The organism is Pedobacter sp. AC163, from assembly GCF_979258665.1.
In genome coordinates this window covers 18,980-36,495 of the sequence record NZ_OZ409872.1, presented here as the reverse complement: position 1 = coordinate 36,495, position 17,516 = coordinate 18,980, and the positions used below count along the sequence as shown (strand labels likewise).

16 protein-coding genes are annotated in these 17,516 nt (G+C 37.9%); 5 read left to right on the top strand and 11 right to left on the bottom strand.

Annotation, left to right across the window (positions count from 1 at the left end; genetic code table 11):
* Positions 1-270: 270 nt before the first annotated feature.
* The 3 genes from ACZZZK_RS00150 to ACZZZK_RS00140 form a co-directional block, all read right to left on the bottom strand.
* The gene (locus tag ACZZZK_RS00150; protein WP_463482284.1) at positions 271-696 is read right to left on the bottom strand and encodes a helix-turn-helix domain-containing protein; all 426 of its coding nucleotides are present in this window, start codon (positions 694-696) and stop codon (positions 271-273) included.
* Positions 697-870: 174 nt separating this feature from the next.
* A complete protein-coding gene (locus ACZZZK_RS00145) occupies positions 871-1,263 on the bottom strand; it encodes a response regulator transcription factor (RefSeq protein WP_056848848.1) in 393 nt (130 codons plus the stop codon).
* Between the two features lie 39 nt (positions 1,264-1,302).
* Positions 1,303-2,067, bottom strand: coding sequence for a DeoR/GlpR family DNA-binding transcription regulator (locus ACZZZK_RS00140; RefSeq protein ID WP_463482283.1), 765 nt, complete (start codon positions 2,065-2,067; stop codon positions 1,303-1,305).
* 158 nt (positions 2,068-2,225) lie between these two features.
* Between ACZZZK_RS00140 and ACZZZK_RS00135 the strand changes: the two genes are divergently transcribed.
* The 5 genes from ACZZZK_RS00135 (at position 2,226) to ACZZZK_RS00115 (ending at position 8,880) form a co-directional block, all read left to right on the top strand.
* Positions 2,226-3,818 carry a glycerol-3-phosphate dehydrogenase/oxidase gene (locus ACZZZK_RS00135; RefSeq protein ID WP_463482282.1) on the top strand — a complete coding sequence of 531 codons (1,593 nt, stop codon included), beginning with the start codon at positions 2,226-2,228 and terminating at the stop codon, positions 3,816-3,818.
* A 22-nt stretch (positions 3,819-3,840) separates the two neighbouring features.
* On the top strand, positions 3,841-5,331 hold the full coding sequence (gene glpK / locus ACZZZK_RS00130) for a glycerol kinase GlpK (RefSeq protein WP_463482281.1): 1,491 nt from the start codon (positions 3,841-3,843) through the stop codon (positions 5,329-5,331).
* Between the two features lie 38 nt (positions 5,332-5,369).
* Entirely contained in the window at positions 5,370-6,101 is a 732-nt protein-coding gene (locus ACZZZK_RS00125; RefSeq protein ID WP_463482280.1) for an MIP/aquaporin family protein, read from the top strand.
* 196 nt (positions 6,102-6,297) lie between these two features.
* The gene (locus tag ACZZZK_RS00120) at positions 6,298-6,969 is read left to right on the top strand and encodes a 3'-5' exonuclease (protein ID WP_463482279.1); all 672 of its coding nucleotides are present in this window, start codon (positions 6,298-6,300) and stop codon (positions 6,967-6,969) included.
* A gap of 3 nt (positions 6,970-6,972) precedes the next feature.
* Positions 6,973-8,880: a DUF294 nucleotidyltransferase-like domain-containing protein gene (locus ACZZZK_RS00115; protein ID WP_463482278.1), complete on the top strand. Its 1,908-nt coding sequence runs from the start codon at positions 6,973-6,975 to the stop codon at positions 8,878-8,880.
* A gap of 63 nt (positions 8,881-8,943) precedes the next feature.
* Here the strand turns inward: ACZZZK_RS00115 and rplT are convergent, their stop codons facing one another.
* The 8 genes from rplT to ACZZZK_RS00075 form a co-directional block, all read right to left on the bottom strand.
* The gene (rplT, locus tag ACZZZK_RS00110; RefSeq protein WP_029285460.1) at positions 8,944-9,288 is read right to left on the bottom strand and encodes a 50S ribosomal protein L20; all 345 of its coding nucleotides are present in this window, start codon (positions 9,286-9,288) and stop codon (positions 8,944-8,946) included.
* Between the two features lie 72 nt (positions 9,289-9,360).
* On the bottom strand, positions 9,361-9,561 hold the full coding sequence (gene rpmI, locus ACZZZK_RS00105; protein ID WP_010600880.1) for a 50S ribosomal protein L35: 201 nt from the start codon (positions 9,559-9,561) through the stop codon (positions 9,361-9,363).
* 29 nt (positions 9,562-9,590) lie between these two features.
* Entirely contained in the window at positions 9,591-10,160 is a 570-nt protein-coding gene (gene infC / locus ACZZZK_RS00100) for a translation initiation factor IF-3 (RefSeq protein WP_463482277.1), read from the bottom strand.
* A gap of 17 nt (positions 10,161-10,177) precedes the next feature.
* Complete coding sequence (thrS, locus tag ACZZZK_RS00095; protein ID WP_463482276.1) at positions 10,178-12,103, bottom strand: threonine--tRNA ligase; 1,926 nt, start codon at positions 12,101-12,103, stop codon at positions 10,178-10,180.
* A 246-nt stretch (positions 12,104-12,349) separates the two neighbouring features.
* Positions 12,350-13,249 (bottom strand): hypothetical protein, encoded by a 900-nt coding sequence (locus ACZZZK_RS00090; RefSeq protein WP_463482275.1) that lies wholly within the window; start codon positions 13,247-13,249, stop codon positions 12,350-12,352.
* Between the two features lie 122 nt (positions 13,250-13,371).
* Positions 13,372-14,109 carry a (Fe-S)-binding protein gene (locus tag ACZZZK_RS00085; protein ID WP_056848838.1) on the bottom strand — a complete coding sequence of 246 codons (738 nt, stop codon included), beginning with the start codon at positions 14,107-14,109 and terminating at the stop codon, positions 13,372-13,374.
* Positions 14,110-14,135: 26 nt separating this feature from the next.
* Positions 14,136-15,443 carry an MFS transporter gene (locus tag ACZZZK_RS00080; RefSeq protein ID WP_463482274.1) on the bottom strand — a complete coding sequence of 436 codons (1,308 nt, stop codon included), beginning with the start codon at positions 15,441-15,443 and terminating at the stop codon, positions 14,136-14,138.
* Between the two features lie 118 nt (positions 15,444-15,561).
* On the bottom strand, positions 15,562-17,454 hold the full coding sequence (locus tag ACZZZK_RS00075) for a RecQ family ATP-dependent DNA helicase (RefSeq protein ID WP_463482273.1): 1,893 nt from the start codon (positions 17,452-17,454) through the stop codon (positions 15,562-15,564).
* Between the last annotated feature and the right edge of the window lie 62 nt (positions 17,455-17,516).

The window sequence follows — 17,516 nt, the reverse complement described above, 5'->3', positions numbered from 1 at the left end:
TCATTGAGGGTCTAGAAACTGTTCCTATACTAAGTAATGAAATATCTTAATGATTAATACCTTTTGGCAAAGAGCTGATTAACACTCTAAAATCTAACAAAAATTTTTTACGTTTAGTTTTGCGATGAATTTCCTCTGCATACAATAAATAGGGTAAATCAATTGGATGTTACAATTAAAAACTTATGAATTTCGCGAGGGTTTTCGATTTTCTAGTTTCCACGACAATGAAAAAGATAAATTGTTCCCTTCAATACTAATGATTGTTAGCTAGGAAAGAATAGTAGACGACTTAAAATCACGTGAAATTAAGCGATCCTGACTAGTTTCTGTACCCTTTTTCTCATCCGACAGTTGACCAAGAAGTTCATTGTATTTTTCCAATAGCTTAATGTATTTATCCATCCAGAAGTAAACAGACTTACTATCGCCATTGGTGGGATTATTTTGATTTGGATGATGGTAAGTATTGTGAGGTCGATGACTGCTATTCGAAAAAGCTTCCGGTAATTCTTTAGAAAAATCGTGACCTATTACATGGCCAACCTTCAATAGAATTTCTGGATTTAGACTTTTTTGATCGAACCAATTGTAGATGGTTCTTCTACTTACGTTTAACTTTCGGGAAAGCTCACTAATTCCCATGCTATCTCTGCGTACTACACGCTCAAGAACCTGACCAACGTCGACACTCATTGCTGTTAATTTAAATTCTAAAAAATACTTAAACTAGATTAACAATCAGGACGATTCAGAGCAAGCAAATTAATCAAATTTCGGGTAACTCAAAAAAATAAACTTATAAAAGTTGAAAATTAGCGCATAAAAAAAGAGGCAATGCCTCTCTTTATGTTTCAAATGCCCTAATAATTATGCTTTACTAGCGCTTTTCTCCGAACTAATTTTCAATTGTTTATTAATACGCTCTAAAACGTCATCAATATCAAATGGTTTACTGATGTAATCATTTGCAAAAGCAGCAATAGCTTTTTGTTCGCTATTGTTTTGTGCAGACATTACAATTATCGGAATATGTTTCGTAAAAATATCAGTCTTTAAATCTTCGCAAATTTCTGCACCATTTCCATCTGGCAGCATCACGTCTAACAAAAAAAGATCAGGCATAGCATCCTGGATATTCTTTTTTAATTCGGCAAATGTTGATGATAATTGTAATTCAAAACCTTCTTCTTTTAATAAGATTTCAATTACATTTCTTATTTCTTGATCGTCTTCTAAAATGTGTATTCGTTTAGTTTCCATATTCAAATTATATCGTTTTGGTTCGTTCTTAAGTATAAACTATACAATAGTAACAGTAACACCTAAACTTTCTAAATGTTTTACAATTTGCTCAGAAATTCCTTTATCAGTGATAATATGATCAATTTCGTCTAAACCACAAATCTTTCCAAAACCTCTTTTCCCAAATTTAGTTGAATCTGCTAATACAATTGTTTTTTGCGATGCGCTAATCATTTTGCGATTCAGGTGCGCTTCCATAGCATTCGTAGTGGTTAAACCGAAATCTAAATCAATGCCATCTACCCCTAAAAATAACTTGTTAAAATAAAAATCGCCTAAAACCTGCTCAGCGTAAGATCCCATAACAGATGATGAACTTTTCCTTAGCAAACCGCCCAGCTGAATCACCTCAATACTGGGTTCTCTCATTAATTCTAAAGCTACGTTTAGTGCAGAAGTAACAACCGTTAAGTTTGTACCTGAAGGAATATTTTTGGCGAAGTAGAATACCGTAGTGCCAGAGGCGATTACAATAGAATCGTTATCATTCAATAGTGAAACAGCCGCCAACCCAATTTTATTCTTTTCAGTCGACTGTATTTTCTCTTTTTCGTTTACTGGCCGATCTACTGTATATGGATTATTTATTGTCGCCCCCCCGTGGGTTCTAAAAAGTAGCGTTTTATCCTCAAGGAGTTTTAAATCCTTTCTAATTGTTACAGATGATACTTTCAACTCCTTACATAAATCCACCACATTAATATATTGGTCTCTCTGCAGGCGATTCAAAATAAATTGGTGCCTTTCAGCTAAATTCATCATAAAATCTAATCATTTATTTCTGCTGCAAATTAGCAAATAAAATTCTCATATCTGATTCGGTCAGATAATTAATATTTTTTTAACACCGATATTATATTATTTCGATAATGATTACTTATAATTGCGTATTGTTTCGTTTTATTATTTTTTAAAAATAAATGGAAAGACTTCATCATCATCTTTTGCCAAATAATTATACTTGGGATATCATCATTATTGGTGGTGGTGCAACTGGATTAGGCACAGCATTAGATGCGACCACCAGGGGGTTAAAAACTTTATTGGTCGAACAATCAGACTATGCTAAAGGCACATCTAGTCGCAGCACTAAACTCGTACATGGCGGCGTGAGGTATCTGGCCCAGGGTGATATTGGATTAGTGAAACATGCCTTACGCGAACGAGGTTATTTACAAAAAAATGCCAATCATTTGGTTAATAAAGAGGAATTTTTAATTCCTTGTTACGATTGGTTTTCTGTAGCGAAATACTTAACAGGACTAACCCTTTACGATTGGCTTGCTGGAAAGTTCAGTTTTGGAAAATCAAAATTCTTCAGTAAAAGTCAAACTTTAGCTTTGATGCCCGGCATTAAAGAAAAGGGTTTAAAAGGCAGTATCAGATACTATGATGGCAAATTTGATGATGCCCGCCTAGCCATTAACATTGCGCAGACAGCCATTGAAAATGGCGCTACATTATGTAACTATACGAAAGTTACTGCATTATTAAAAAATGCCAACAATGAAGTGAACGGTATTGAAATTAAGGATACAATCACTGGCGAAACATCGAAACAATATGCGAAAGTAATTATAAATGCTACAGGAGTGTTTGTTGATGATATCTTGCAGATGAATAATCCTCAGTCTAAAAAATTGGTGCGCCCCAGTCAAGGTGTTCACGTAGTATTGGATAAAAGCTTTTTGAATAGCGAATCAGCTTTGATGATACCAAAAACATCAGATGGCAGAGTTCTCTTCGCTGTTCCATGGCACCAACATTTATTGGTTGGCACAACCGACACACCCTTAGATGAGCACAGTTTGGAACCAAGGGCATTAAAAGAAGAAGTAGACTTTATAATTGCTACAGCAGCCACCTATTTCAAAAGAAAACCTTTGGAAAAAGACATTTTAAGTGTTTTCTCTGGCTTGCGACCTCTTGCTGCGCCAACAAATAGGGATGGAAATAGCACAAAAGAGATCAGTCGAGATCATAAATTAATGGTATCTGCCAAAGGATTAATTACTATTACCGGCGGCAAGTGGACCACTTACCGCCGCATGGCAGAAGAAACGGTTGATTTAGCCATTACTCATGCTGGCTTAAACGCAAAACCATGCATTACCAAAGAGCTAAAAATTCATGGCAGTACTGAAATAGCTGGGGATCATCATTTGGATATTTATGGTTCCGATCGTCAGAATATCGAAAATTTAGCTCAACAAGAACCGGATTTAAATCAAAAACTTCACCCAAAATTTCCGTACCTATTGGCAGAAGTAGTTTGGTCGGCCAGAAATGAGATGGCAGAAACCGTTGAAGATATTCTAAGTAGAAGATTACGAATACTGTTTATTGATGCGAACGCGGCTAAAGAGATGGCACCAAAAGTAGCCTCACTCCTAGCTAAAGAACTTAAGCAACAAATTAGTTGGGAAAATGATCAAGTAGATAATTTTAATAAATTAGCCGACGGCTATACTTACCACATTGACTCAACGCAAATTGAGAAAGCCTTAACCTAATAAAACCTAACCAAATATAATTATGAGCAAGTTTATCATGTCTCTTGATCAAGGAACCACAAGTTCAAGAGCGATCATTTTTAATCATAATGGCGAAATTGTTGCCATGGCCCAACGCGAATTTACGCAAATATATCCTCAGGCTGGATGGGTAGAACATGATCCATTGGAAATATGGTCGACTCAGCTATCGGTAGCAGCTGAGGTAATCGTAAAAGCCGGACTATCGGCAACCGATATCGATTCAATCGGAATTACCAACCAAAGAGAAACAACTGTCGTTTGGGATCGGGAAACCGGCCAGCCTATATATAATGCTATTGTTTGGCAAGACAGAAGAACTTCCACTTACTGTGATGAAATTAAAGCACAAGGCTTGTCCGAAAAAATACAAGAAAAGACAGGCTTAATTATCGACTCGTACTTTTCAGCTACCAAAGCAAAATGGATTTTAGAGAACGTTAAGGGGGCTAAAGAAAAAGCTGAAGCGGGAAAATTAGCATTCGGTACAATTGATTCCTGGCTTATATGGAAGTTGACAGCAGGCGAAAAACATGTAACTGATGTCACCAATGCTTCCAGAACGATGATTTACAATATCCATACCCTGGCATGGGATGAGGAACTGCTCGACTTATTCGGTATTCCCAAAAGCATGTTGCCAGAAGTAAAATCCTCAAGCGAAGTGTATGGTGAAACGGCCGGAAGAATTCTTGCCGCTAAAATACCCATCGCAGGTATTGCCGGCGATCAGCAGTCGGCCTTATTCGGACAAATGTGTACCGAAATCGGGATGGTAAAAAACACTTATGGCACAGGATGTTTCATGCTCATGAACATTGGTACCGAGGCCAAACTCTCTTCGAATAATCTGTTAACCACCATCGCCTGGAAGATAAATGATCAGGTGCATTATGCGTTAGAAGGCAGTATTTTTATTGGCGGTGCAGTGGTACAGTGGCTCAGAGATGAAATGGGACTAATTTCTAAATCTGCCGATGTAGAGACGCTTGCCCAAAAAGTAAAAGATACCGATGGGGTTTACGTAGTGCCTGCATTTGCGGGTTTAGGGGCGCCACATTGGGATCAACATGCCAGAGGAACAATAACAGGTCTCACCCGAGGCACTAATAAATCGCATATTGCAAGAGCCGCCTTAGAAAGTATTGCTTATCAAACGATGGATGTACTAAAGGCAATGGAGGCTGATGCAGGTGTAAATATCGCCGAACTTCGTGTAGATGGTGGCGCCACAGCGAATAATTTATTGATGCAGTTTCAGGCCGATTTACTAAATTGTAAAGTGATAAGGCCTCAGGTTACAGAGGTTACCGCATTAGGTGCAGCTTATTTAGCTGGTTTAGCTACAGGTTTTTGGGATAGCGTAGATCAGATTCGATCTCAGTGGAAAGTAGATAAAACTTTTGTTGCCGAAGATGGGGTTGACAACGCGGCTCGAATTAAGGGATGGAACAGAGCAATAAAAGCAGCGAAAGCAAGTGCAGTTGACTAACTTTAATTGTATCAAAAATATTTAACCAAATATTCATCATGACAGAATTTGTTGCAGAATTTATTGGCACAGCGTTGCTGATTCTACTTGGAAATGGCGTAGTGGCAAATGTTGTACTCAACGGCACAAAAGGAAATAATAGCGGTTGGATTGTAATTACCACAGCCTGGGCATTGGCTGTATTTGTAGGGGTAGTTATCGCGGCGCCCTTCAGCGGGGCACATCTAAATCCAGCGGTAACCATCGCCTTAGCCATTGCACAAAAATTTAATTGGGTTAAAGTTCCATATTATATTTTAGCCCAGCTTTGTGGTGCTATTGTTGGCTCTTTTTTAGTGTGGGTAATGTATAAAGATCATTTTGATGCTACCGAAGATAAGGGGTTAAAAGCTGCCCCATTTGCAACGGCACCGGCAATAAGGAATCTAAAATCAAACCTATTCTCAGAAATCATAGGAACATTTGTTCTCATTTTCGTGATTTTCTACTTTACAAATGCCGAGATGGGCAGTGATAAAACACCCATTGGCTTAGGTTCGTTAGGTGCAATTCCAGTTGCATTTTTAGTTTGGGTAATTGGCCTTGGACTCGGAGGTACAACGGGTTATGCAATTAACCCCGTTAGAGATTTAGGTCCCCGGATTGTTCATTCGATCATTCCCATGAAAGGAAAAGGCACAAGTGACTGGGCTTACAGCTGGGTTCCAATTGCCGGCCCAATTATTGGAGCAACTTTAGCTGCTTTGCTTTACTTATCTCTAAACTTATAAAATAGGATCTTCACTGTAAAAGCGGTGAAGATTTTTTCTTAATAAGTTGAGGTAACAATAGTTCAATTAAAATTTCCGCTTATAGAAATTAGATTCACTGATTTTATTGCTTTCTGCCTACAACGTGGCTTCAAGACAGGATTTAGGCTTAGGATAAATTCCTATATTTGGTATCGAACTAATCAAGTATAAGCCTGTGCAAAATTATTTTCTCGTTGTTGATACCGAAACTTCAGGCCTGCCCAAAAACTGGAAAGCTTCCTATACTCAGGAGAACAACTGGCCTCATATCATCCAAATCGCCTGGATCATTTACGATGAACATTATATCGAAATTCAGAGGAAAAACCATTACATTAAAAATCCCGACATTGCTTTAGATGTAGCTTCGCAGAAAATCCATCACATTACTCATGATTTTTTAGAGGCTAACGGCGCTTCAGGATTAGAAGTAATGATGGAATTTAAAAAAGATATTGACAAATATAAACCCTTGGTAATTGGTCACTTTATCGAGTTCGATTTCCATATGATTAATGTCGAATTCTCCCGCCTGGGATTAAATGATATCTTCAATGGCATCGACTTTTTTTGTACCATGAGTGCAAGCAGGCCTTATGTTAGAAACCCTTCTGTAGAACTGCTTAAATTGAATGAGTTTTATGAAGAGCTGTTTGCTGAGGCACCTGAGGATTATCATAACGCACTGGCAGATACATTAAATACATCAAAAATATTTTTTCATCTCCTGAAAACCGGAATGGTTGATCATGATGCGATAAGAAAACAATCTGATAATTTGTTAAAAGCAAACGAACAAAAAACTGAAAAATCCCGTAATTTTATAAATCGCCTATTCCCGTTATAATTCATGAAAGAAAAAATTGATTTTCTGGCCGCTACCCTTCCCTACAGTGTGCTGCCCGATCAAGTTTTAGAAGAATTAGCCAATCTGGTTGAAGAAGTCGACTTCCCTGAAAACACCAGGCTATTTGATGAGGGAAATCATAAGGTTAAAGGGGTTCATATCATGGTAGAAGGAAGTTTTGAAACTTTTTTCTTAGATAGTCAGCAAGCAAAACGCAAGGTAGAATTATATGGACCAGGAACTACTTGTGGGGGAATTTCGATCTTGTTCAATAAAAGGAAGCCTATTAAAACAGTTGTGGCGCAGGCGGGTACGAAGGCTCTTTTATTACCAAGAAAAATTTTCAAAGCAATTTGTGCAGAATATGAGGAGTTCTTCGATTTTTTTGCAAATGATTTTGGCAAGAGAATGCTTGATGATGAATACGCTCATTTTTACAAGACGAATGGATCACTTGAAGATAATTATTTAGTTGTTGATCAACTTTATTCTTCGAAAATAAGAAGCATTGGCTACAGGCAAATCATCTATTGTAATAAAAATACCCCAATTTTCGAAGCTGCAATTAAAATGGCGGAGAATAAAACGAGCTGCCTCTTTGTAAGGGATGAGCAGGAGCAATATGTAGGTTTCGTAACCGATATTACACTACGGGATCGGGTAATTGCTGGTTTAATAGATCCGAAGCTGCAGATCAGCAATGTTATGGATGATAAAATCATCAGCATCTCCACCAACGCCTATGTTTATGAAGCCATATTACTCATGTTTAGCAGTAAGTCGCGGTATTTGCTTATAGAAGATGAGGGTAAATTTATCGGTTTTCTGAGCAGAAACAGGCTGTTGAGTGAGCAAACAAAATCTCCTTTAGTATTTATACAATCGGTGAAGAGCGCCACAAGCAATGAAGAGCTGAAAGCAAAATGGCAAAAAGTACCTTCCATTGTAGCGCAACTACTCGACCGTGGGGTGCATGCCGAGATTGTGAATGAAGTGGTTACCACCATTGCCGACACGATTTCGAATAAAATTATAGAAGATGTGATCCGTAAACTTGGTCCACCGCCTGCTAAATTTGTATTTATGGTACTTGGAAGTGAGGGAAGAAAGGAACTTTCGTTAAAAACAGATCAGGACAATGCTATTATTTACGAAGACACTCCTGAAGATCAAAGAGCAATGGTTAGGAGCTATTTCCTCGATTTTGCCACTCAGGTTTCGGATAAATTAAATTATGTAGGTTTTGTGTATTGCGATGGCGATTACATGGCTACAAATCCTAATTGGACGCATTCCTTATCACATTGGAAATACAATTATAAAAACTGGATAGAAGAAGCATTACCGGAAGCAGCGGTAAAGTTCGCGGCTTTTTTCGATTGCAGGGCAATATATGGTGACGCTGAAATTATGGATGATTTACGTCATTTTGTTGACGACGAATTGAAGAAACCTATTGAAAAATTTTATGTTTACCTGGCCAAGAATGCGCTGCTTTACGAACCGCCTCTAACCTATTTCAGAAATATAAAAACACAGAAGATAGAGAGCAGAGAGGTATTCGATATTAAAACGGCGATGACACCGATTGTGGATTTGGTAAGGGTTTATGCGCTTCAAAATAGAATTTTCCAAAAGGAAAACACAGGTGAACGCCTGAGGGCTTTGAAAGACTTAGGCGTTTTTAGCCAAAGCCAATTCAATGAGTTGACACAGTCTTATTATTACTTGATGGGTTTGCGGCTTAAAAACCAGGCGAACCAAATCATCAAAGAAAATAGGTCGCCAAATAACCTGATTGAAATTAATAATTTAACAAAAATTGAAAAAGTTACTTTAATCGAAATATTTAAGACCATCTTAAATTTTCAAAGCGGAATAAAAATGAAGTTTACCAACAGCCTCATTTAAACTAAAAAAGGGAACCAGTTTGGTTCCCTTTTTTTAATATCATTAACGCCTAAGCGAGAATTTCTATTTTACTGCATCAATTACAGCTTTGAAAGCTTCTGGGTGATTCATTGCTAAATCAGCCAATACTTTACGGTTTAAACCGATTTCTTTTGAAGCAAGTTTACCGATTAATTGAGAGTAAGAAATACCGTGCTGACGAGCACCTGCATTAATACGTTGGATCCATAATCCGCGGAATTCTCTTTTCTTAACTTTACGGTCACGGTATGCATATTGCAAACCTTTTTCTACTGTGTTTTTAGCAACCGTAAAAACTTTACTTCTTGCGCCCCAATAGCCTTTGGCCATATTAAGGACTTTTTTCCGTCTTCTTCTCGAAGCTACTGCGTTTACCGAACGTGGCATGTTGTTGTTGTTTTTTGGTAAGCGGCGTTCATTTAAGAATCTTTAATGCCTGATACCTGGTGAATTAATAAATTACTTTCCGATACAAAGCATACGTTTAACGTTACCTGAATCTGCATCTGTTACAATTCCTGCATTTCCAAGAGCACGTTTACGTTTAGTACTCATCTTTGTTAAGATGTGACTTTTGTATGCTTTGTTTCTTTTGATCTTACCTGTTCCAGTAAGCGAAAAACGCTTTTTAGCACTGGAATTGGTTTTCATTTTTGGCATAACCTGTTTTTTAATTTATAAACCTATTTTTATTTTTTTACTATTTTAGGCGCAACTGTAAGGAACATACGTTTACCTTCTAACTTGGGTAATAACTCTACTTTTCCTACATCTTCCAAAGCCTGGGCAAACTTTAACAATAAAATTTCACCCTGTTCTTTGTAAACGATTGCTCTACCTTTAAAATGCACATAAGCCCTAACCTTCTCACCGTTCTCTAAAAAGCTTACTGCATGTTTAAGTTTAAATTGAAAATCGTGGTCGTTCGTATTAGGACCGAAACGAATCTCCTTAATTACAGTTTGTTTAGCATTGGCTTTAATTTCCTTTTGCTTTTTCTTTTGTTCGTAAACGAACTTACTGTAATCAATAATTCTACAAACTGGAGGCACCGCATTTGGAGATATCTCTACCAAATCCAATTCAAGTTCATCAGCAAGTGCCAAAGCTTTTGCCAAAGGATAAATCCCCGGTTCAACATTATCGCCAGCCAAACGCACTTCAGGCGATTTAATGTACTGATTAATGTTATGTTCTGCTTCTTTTTTCTTAAAAGGTGGACGTGGTCCCCTGTTAAATCCTGGTCTTCCTAATGCCAAATGTGTATTATTTTAATTTAAACCGTTATTTCTTTTCTTAACAAATTGTTGAATTCCTCCAACGTCATTTCGCCTAAATCTCCTTCACCATGTTTACGTACTGAAACTTTACCTTCAGCCATCTCTTTATCACCGATAATGAGCATGTATGGGATCTTTTTAACTTCCGCATCGCGGATTTTACGTCCGATTTTCTCGTCTCGAAAGTCAATCAGCCCGCGAATATCGGAATTATTTAGTTCATCTAAAACTTTTTTTGCATATTCTTCATATTTTTCTGAGATAGGAAGAATAATAAACTGCTCCGGACTTAGCCATAAAGGGAAATTGCCAGCGCAATGTTCTATCAAGACTGCAATAAATCTTTCTAATGAACCAAAAGGCGCACGGTGAATCATTACAGGTCTGTGTTTTTGATTATCACTACCTGTATATTCCAACTCGAAACGTTCGGGCAAGTTATAATCAACCTGAATAGTACCCAATTGCCATTTTCTACCTAAAGCATCTTTAACCATAAAATCCAGCTTCGGACCATAAAAGGCCGCTTCACCATATTCTACTACAGTATTTAAACCTTTTTCAGCAGCCGCTTCAATGATTGCAGTTTCAGACAATCTCCAGTTTTCGTCAGAACCAATGTACTTCGCTTTGTTCTCCGGATCTCTTAACGACACCTGAGCAGTATAGTTTTCAAAACCTAATGATTTGAATACATAAAGTACCAAATCGATTACTTTCTTGAACTCTTCTTTCACTTGCTCCGGCATACAGAATAAGTGTGCATCATCTTGAGTAAAGCCACGTACACGGGTTAAACCGTGTAACTCGCCACTTTGTTCGTAGCGGTAAACTGTACCAAATTCTGCAAAACGAACCGGAAGATCTTTGTAAGAACGTGGTTTGGTTTTGTAAATTTCGCAGTGATGCGGGCAGTTCATCGGTTTTAAGAAGAACTCCTCTCCTTCTTGCGGCGTTTTAATTGGCTGGAAAGAATCTTTACCATATTTCTCCCAGTGGCCAGAAGTTACATATAAATTCTTGTGACCGATATGTGGCGTAACTACTTGTTCGTAACCGGCTTTCGCTTGTGCTTTTGTTAAAAAGTTAACCAAACGTTCACGTAAAGCAGTTCCTTTAGGCAACCATAGCGGTAAACCCATCCCCACTTTTTCTGAGAACGCAAATAACTCTAATTCTTTTCCCAGTTTACGGTGATCGCGTTTTTTCGCTTCTTCAATCATCGCCAGGTATTCAGTTAACTCGCTAGCCTTCGGAAACGTTACGCCGTAGATACGTGTTAATTGTTTTTTGGTTTCATCACCACGCCAGTAAGCACCGGCAACATTCATCAATTTAACAGCTTTTACAAAACCAGTATTTGGAATGTGTGGCCCGCGACATAAATCAGTAAACTGACCTTGAGTATAGAAAGTGATTTTTCCATCTTCCAATCCATCAATTAAATCCAGCTTGTACTCGTCGCCCTTTTCTGTAAAATATTTAATTGCATCAGCTTTGCTTACGCTTTCACGTACAAAAGTTTCCTTTTGTTTAGCCAACTCAATCATTTTGGTTTCAATGGCTTTGAAGTCATCAGATGAAAATTCTTTGTCGCCAAAGTCTACATCGTAATAAAAACCCGTTTCAATAGCCGGACCGATACCAAATTTTGTACCTGGATAAAGTGCCTCTAAAGCCTCAGCCATTAAGTGGGCTGATGAATGCCAAAAAGTTGATTTCCCGGCAGTGTCATTCCAGGTCAACAGTTTTACTGAAGAATCAGCATCAATTGGACGTGTTGAATCCCAAACTTCGCCATTAACTTCGGCAGCTAAAACATTGCGGGCTAAGCCCTCAGAAATTGATAATGCAATTTGATGGGCAGATGTGCCCTTTTCGTACTGACGGACAGAACCATCAGGTAAAGTAATGTTAATCATCTACAACTATGATTTGTTCTTAATCGCTTTGCGGGAAAGCTTTAGAACGGTTTAAAAAAAATGTTAGTTCGCAATCACATACAAAGTGATTTTTAATTATCGCGAAGATAATGAATTTTCCCTACTATTTTGAATTAATGGGGATGAAACACTAAATTATGCTTCAAGAAAACAACAGTTAGATGCATAAAAAAAGCCTGCTCATTTGAGTGAGCAAGCTTCAGTAGGAAAAAATATTTTTAACTATTATTGGCCGATTACTACCGTTCTACCTCCTCCGAAGTTTCCACCTGGGCGATTATTTCTGAAACGTTTCATCATGTTTTCCATTTTGACTTTGTACTCGTCTTCTGTAATAAGCTTTGCTTTTTTTGGAGCGGTAACATCTTTGGTGCTCACACCCCGGTATTCAATGCTTTTAGCCATGGTACTGTTACCCTTACTTTCTATAGCTAAAACTGTACCTTCAGTCCACATTTTAGGATTCGGAGAAAAATTGAAACCCAAATCATTAGTATACCAAATATGAGTTTCTTCAGTTATATCTCTATCTTCACCTAAAATCTTCATTGATCTGATAGATTTTACAATCACTTCCTTACAATCAAAACCGATAATTTTTTTGGTTGCATTGGTTTTTTCTATTACGATTTTTGGTGCAACAATAGGTTTGGGTTTTGTGGTATCACCTGGATTTCCACCTCCCATTCTAAATGAACCAATCGGTCCTGAAGTTGAAAGTGTAAGTTTGCTAGGCATGTAATAAGTGGTGTCGTTTAAATCAAACACTTCTGATAGTTTTTGATCTGCAAAAGAATAATAATATTCTCTATTCCCGCCTGCACCACCAAAACGCATCATCATACGGCCCATACCGCCGCCACCGCCACCACCGTTACTGTCTTCGGTTTCTTCTACGGGCATATAACTAGCATTAGTTGCGGTAAACAGCAATTCAAAATTGGCTTTACTTGTCGATGGCATCCGGGCTATCGCTTGTTCGGGTAGTTTGACGCCACTTGCAGCCATCATCGCCGCTGGATCTGTAATGGTTTCAAATTGTATTGCTCCCGAAGTTTTCTTTTGCGCATTTGCTACTGATGCAAAAGATAAAACGCCTAGTAAAGCGAAAATTATTTTTTTCATGGGTTCTGTGTTTTGTGTTTTAGATACGAAAGCTGAGAAAAGGTTTAACAAAGATATTTCAGATTTAATGTGAAACCTGTTAAAAAGTGTTAAATACTTAAAGATCAGTGGTAATATCTTCGTTAATATTCGGTACTTTCTAACCAACCATTACATAAAACATCGGCAATATGCATGGTTTTTATGGGAAGTTTATTTTTATCGATGTAACCTTGAAGGTGTAGGAGGCATGATAAATCGGTAGAAATAATGTAATCAGCTTGTTGTGCTAAAGCATGGTTTACCTTTTGTTCGGCCATGGCTGATGAAATGGCATCAAATTTCACTGCAAAAGTACCACCAAATCCACAACACATATCATTATCAACAAGATCGAGCATCTCTAAACCATGTACTTTAGATAGCAGCTGCCGAGGTTCGTCTTTAATTTTGCATTCACGAAGTGCGCTGCAAGAATCGTGGTAAACCGCTTTACCCTCAAGTTCGGCACCGAAATAGTCTTTTTTAGCTACATTAACCAAAAAATCAGAAAGTTCCCAGATGTTTGACTGTAAGCTTCGACATTTATTGTGAACGATTGTATTGGTAAACAAGTCATTAAAACCGCCTTTAACCATACCCACGCAGGATGCTGATGGTGCAACTACGTAGGTGTTCTCCGTAAAATCGTTCAAAAATTTAGTACCTACTTCTTTTGCTTCATCCCAATAACCAGCGTTATAAGCCGGCTGACCGCAACAAGTTTGTTTTGAATTGTATTCAACTTTGCATCCCGATTTTTCTAATAACCTTAACGTATTAAAAGCGGTTTCAGGATATAATTGGTCTACAAAACAGGGAACAAACAATTCTACTTTCATCAACAAATATTCTTTAGCTTACAAACTTACAATTTTACTGTTTCTTTGCGCTCGATTTTTTTCAAGATTACCAAAAACACCAATCCAATAATAAAAAATGAAGCTAAAGCGATAATGGAGAAGCGAATATTTCCGGTTAAATCCTCGATATAAGCAAAGCTAAAAAGTCCGATTACGATGGCCAGTTTCTCGGTAACATCGTAAAAACTAAAGAATGAAGTGCTATCTGGCGTATTTTCGGGTAAATATTTTGAATAAGTAGAACGGGATAAGGATTGGATTCCGCCCATAATTAGGCCAACAATAGCTGCTAACGAATAAAATTGATATTCATTCGAAATGTTATAACCATAGATACAGCAGCCAATCCAGATGATTACAACCATCATTAACACATTAACATTTCCCCATTTTTTTGCCAAAAATGACATAAGCAATGCCCCTGGAATAGCAACGAGCTGAATAATAAGAATCACAGCAATTAGTTTAGCTGTACCTAATTTCAGTGTTTTTTCAGCGAAACCTGCAGCGGCCAACATAATGGTTTGTACGCCCATTGAGTAAAAGAAAAACGAAAACAGAAAGCCTTTAAGCCTTTTGATTTGCTTCAATTGGGTCCAAACTTTCGCCAATTCACTGAAGCCATCCTTTATAATATTGGTTTTTACTCTGCCTGTTTGAGGCGTGCCGTTGGGAAGAACGGAGAACGGAATCTGTGAAAAAACAATCCACCAAACACCTACTAAAAGAAAGGATAACCTTGGAGGAAATGAAGCATCTACAATCCCAAACCATTCCGGCTTGAGCACAAAAAGAAAACAAACTAATTGGAGCACTACTGAACCTATGTAACCATAAGAAAAGCCTTGAGCGCTTACACGATCCTGATGATCTTCGCTGGCGATTTCAGGTAAGTAGGAATTACTAAACAATACGCCTCCAATATAGCCCATTGCCGCCAGCACAAAGAAAACAATGCTGATTTGCAAGGTATCAAGTTTAAAAAAATATAAAGCCATACAAGCCAAACCGCCCATATAGGTAAAAAATTTCATGAAAGATTTTTTGTTCCCCCTCCTGTCTGCAATAGACGAAAGGATGGGCAACGCCAGCGCCATAATCAGGTAGGCAAATGATAAGGCATAGTTAGATAAAGATGTGTTTACAAATGTTCTGCCTAAAAAAGTTACTTTATCGCCATGCTCTTTTGTGGTGGTAATAATGGTGTAATAGGCAGGGAAAATTGTTGAGGTAATGACTAAATTATAGGCAGAGTTTGCCCAATCAAAGAAAGCCCAGGAACGGATGGTTTTCTTGTTGTTTTTTTCTATCATTTTTCGCTTCGCGGATGATTATACTGATTATTGGATTATACGGATATCAAAACTAATATTAATTCACAAATTGAGTGGCGTTTTCACAAATCTTCAATCGCAATTCTTAAATCTAAAATCAAATGTAATACTTCTTCCCATCAGTTTTTATTTTGCCTGCATCTAATAATTCGCGAATGGCAGCTATCCGTTCATTTTCAGCTCCATTTTTTATATGCTTAACCAAATCATCTAAACTTATTGGCTGTTGTTGAAGCAAAGAAATGATTTCAAACTCTATTTCATCGTTTAGCTGAACTTCGTTTTCTGCCCTTTTTTCTGCCAGGCAAACATCACAAACCCCACATTTTGTCGCCGTATGTTCATCGAAATAATTTAGGAGTTGGATACTTCTGCATTTTTTTGTGCTGGTGTAAGCCACCACAGCACTAACCTGCTTTAGTAGAATTTCTTTTCTCAGTTCAAGGTATTTCACATCCAGGTCAAAGTGATCCATATCTACCCGAGGACGAACGTATTGTAATTGCGGTTGATCAGTTTGCTGTATGTAGGTTAACATTTCAATAGACTGAAGTTTGTTTAATATGGCAATCACATCCTTGAAGGAAATACCGAGTTTCTTGGCTAAATCGGCTTCATTTATTTTAACAAAACCATCGAAGGCACCGCCGTGAGAACGAAGAATTGTTTTAATGACCCCGTCGTATGCTTTATTTTCTATTTGAAACCGATACACATCCTCATGCCCAACAATAAACATCAGCCTCGATGGCAAAAATACACTTTCTGAAAGCGTGATGTAACCATCATGCTCCAGAAACTTTAAAGCGGAAATTGTTTTTAAAACACTAATATTAAATCGCTTACAAAAATCAGCGATATCAAAGGTAAAGGTCAATCCTTCGCCAGCGCCGAAAGCTAGCTGGAAATAATTTCCCAGGTAATGATACACCTTTCTGATCTCATCCGGAGATGGAAAACTATTGATGTAGCGAGATTCAAGACTTAAAACGTCGGATTGATTCGCGAGCAAAACCGCATAGCTTCTTTTTTCATCACGGCCTGCCCTTCCTGCTTCCTGGTAATACGCTTCAAGGCTTTCCGGTAAATCCAGGTGAACTACGAAACGAACATCTGCTTTGTCAATCCCCATCCCGAAGGCATTTGTGGCCACCATAATTCTGGTTTTGTTCAGTTTCCAATCTTCCTGTTTTTGAAAACGCACATCCCGATCTAAGCCTGCATGATAAAAATCGGCTTTAATTTGATTGCGGTTTATGAAGTTAGAAACTTCGGCAGTTTCTCTTCTGTTTCTAACATAAACTAGCCCAGTGCCTTTAACATTCCGGCAAATCTCTATCAGTTTTTTATATTTATCTTCCTGTCCGAAAACAACATAACTTAAATTATCTCGAGCAAAACTTTTAACGAAAACCTGTGGGTTTTTCATCTCCAACTTCTCTACAATATCTTTGCGTACAAATTCTGTAGCCGTTGCAGTGAGTGCCAAAACCGGTACACCCGGAAGAATCTCTCTTAACTTGGAAATTTGTTGATATGGTGGACGAAAATCATAACCCCATTGCGAAATACAATGCGCTTCATCAACAGCGATCAGGTTTACGTTCATGTAAGAAATACGTACACGTACCAACTCGGAAAGCAATCGCTCGGGAGAAAGATAAAGGAATTTAATTTTGCCGTAAATGCAGTTATCCAATAAGATATCAATTTCGCGTTTGCCCATACCAGCATAAATGGCAATAGCCTCAATACCTTTCGATTTTAAGTTTTCTACCTGGTCTTTCATCAACGCAATAAGCGGCGAAACCACAATGCAAATTCCCTCTTTTACCAATGCAGGAATTTGAAAACAGATCGACTTACCACCACCAGTTGGCAGAAGCGCAAGGCTATCTTTGCCCTCTAAAACCGAAGCAATAATTTCTTGCTGTAAAGGCCTGAAAGCTTGATGGCCCCAATATTTTTGTAAAATCTCTATTGCTGTCATAAATCGGCGGTATCAAAACTATAAAAAAGCTGTTGATATTGCTAAATTGCGCCACAATTAAT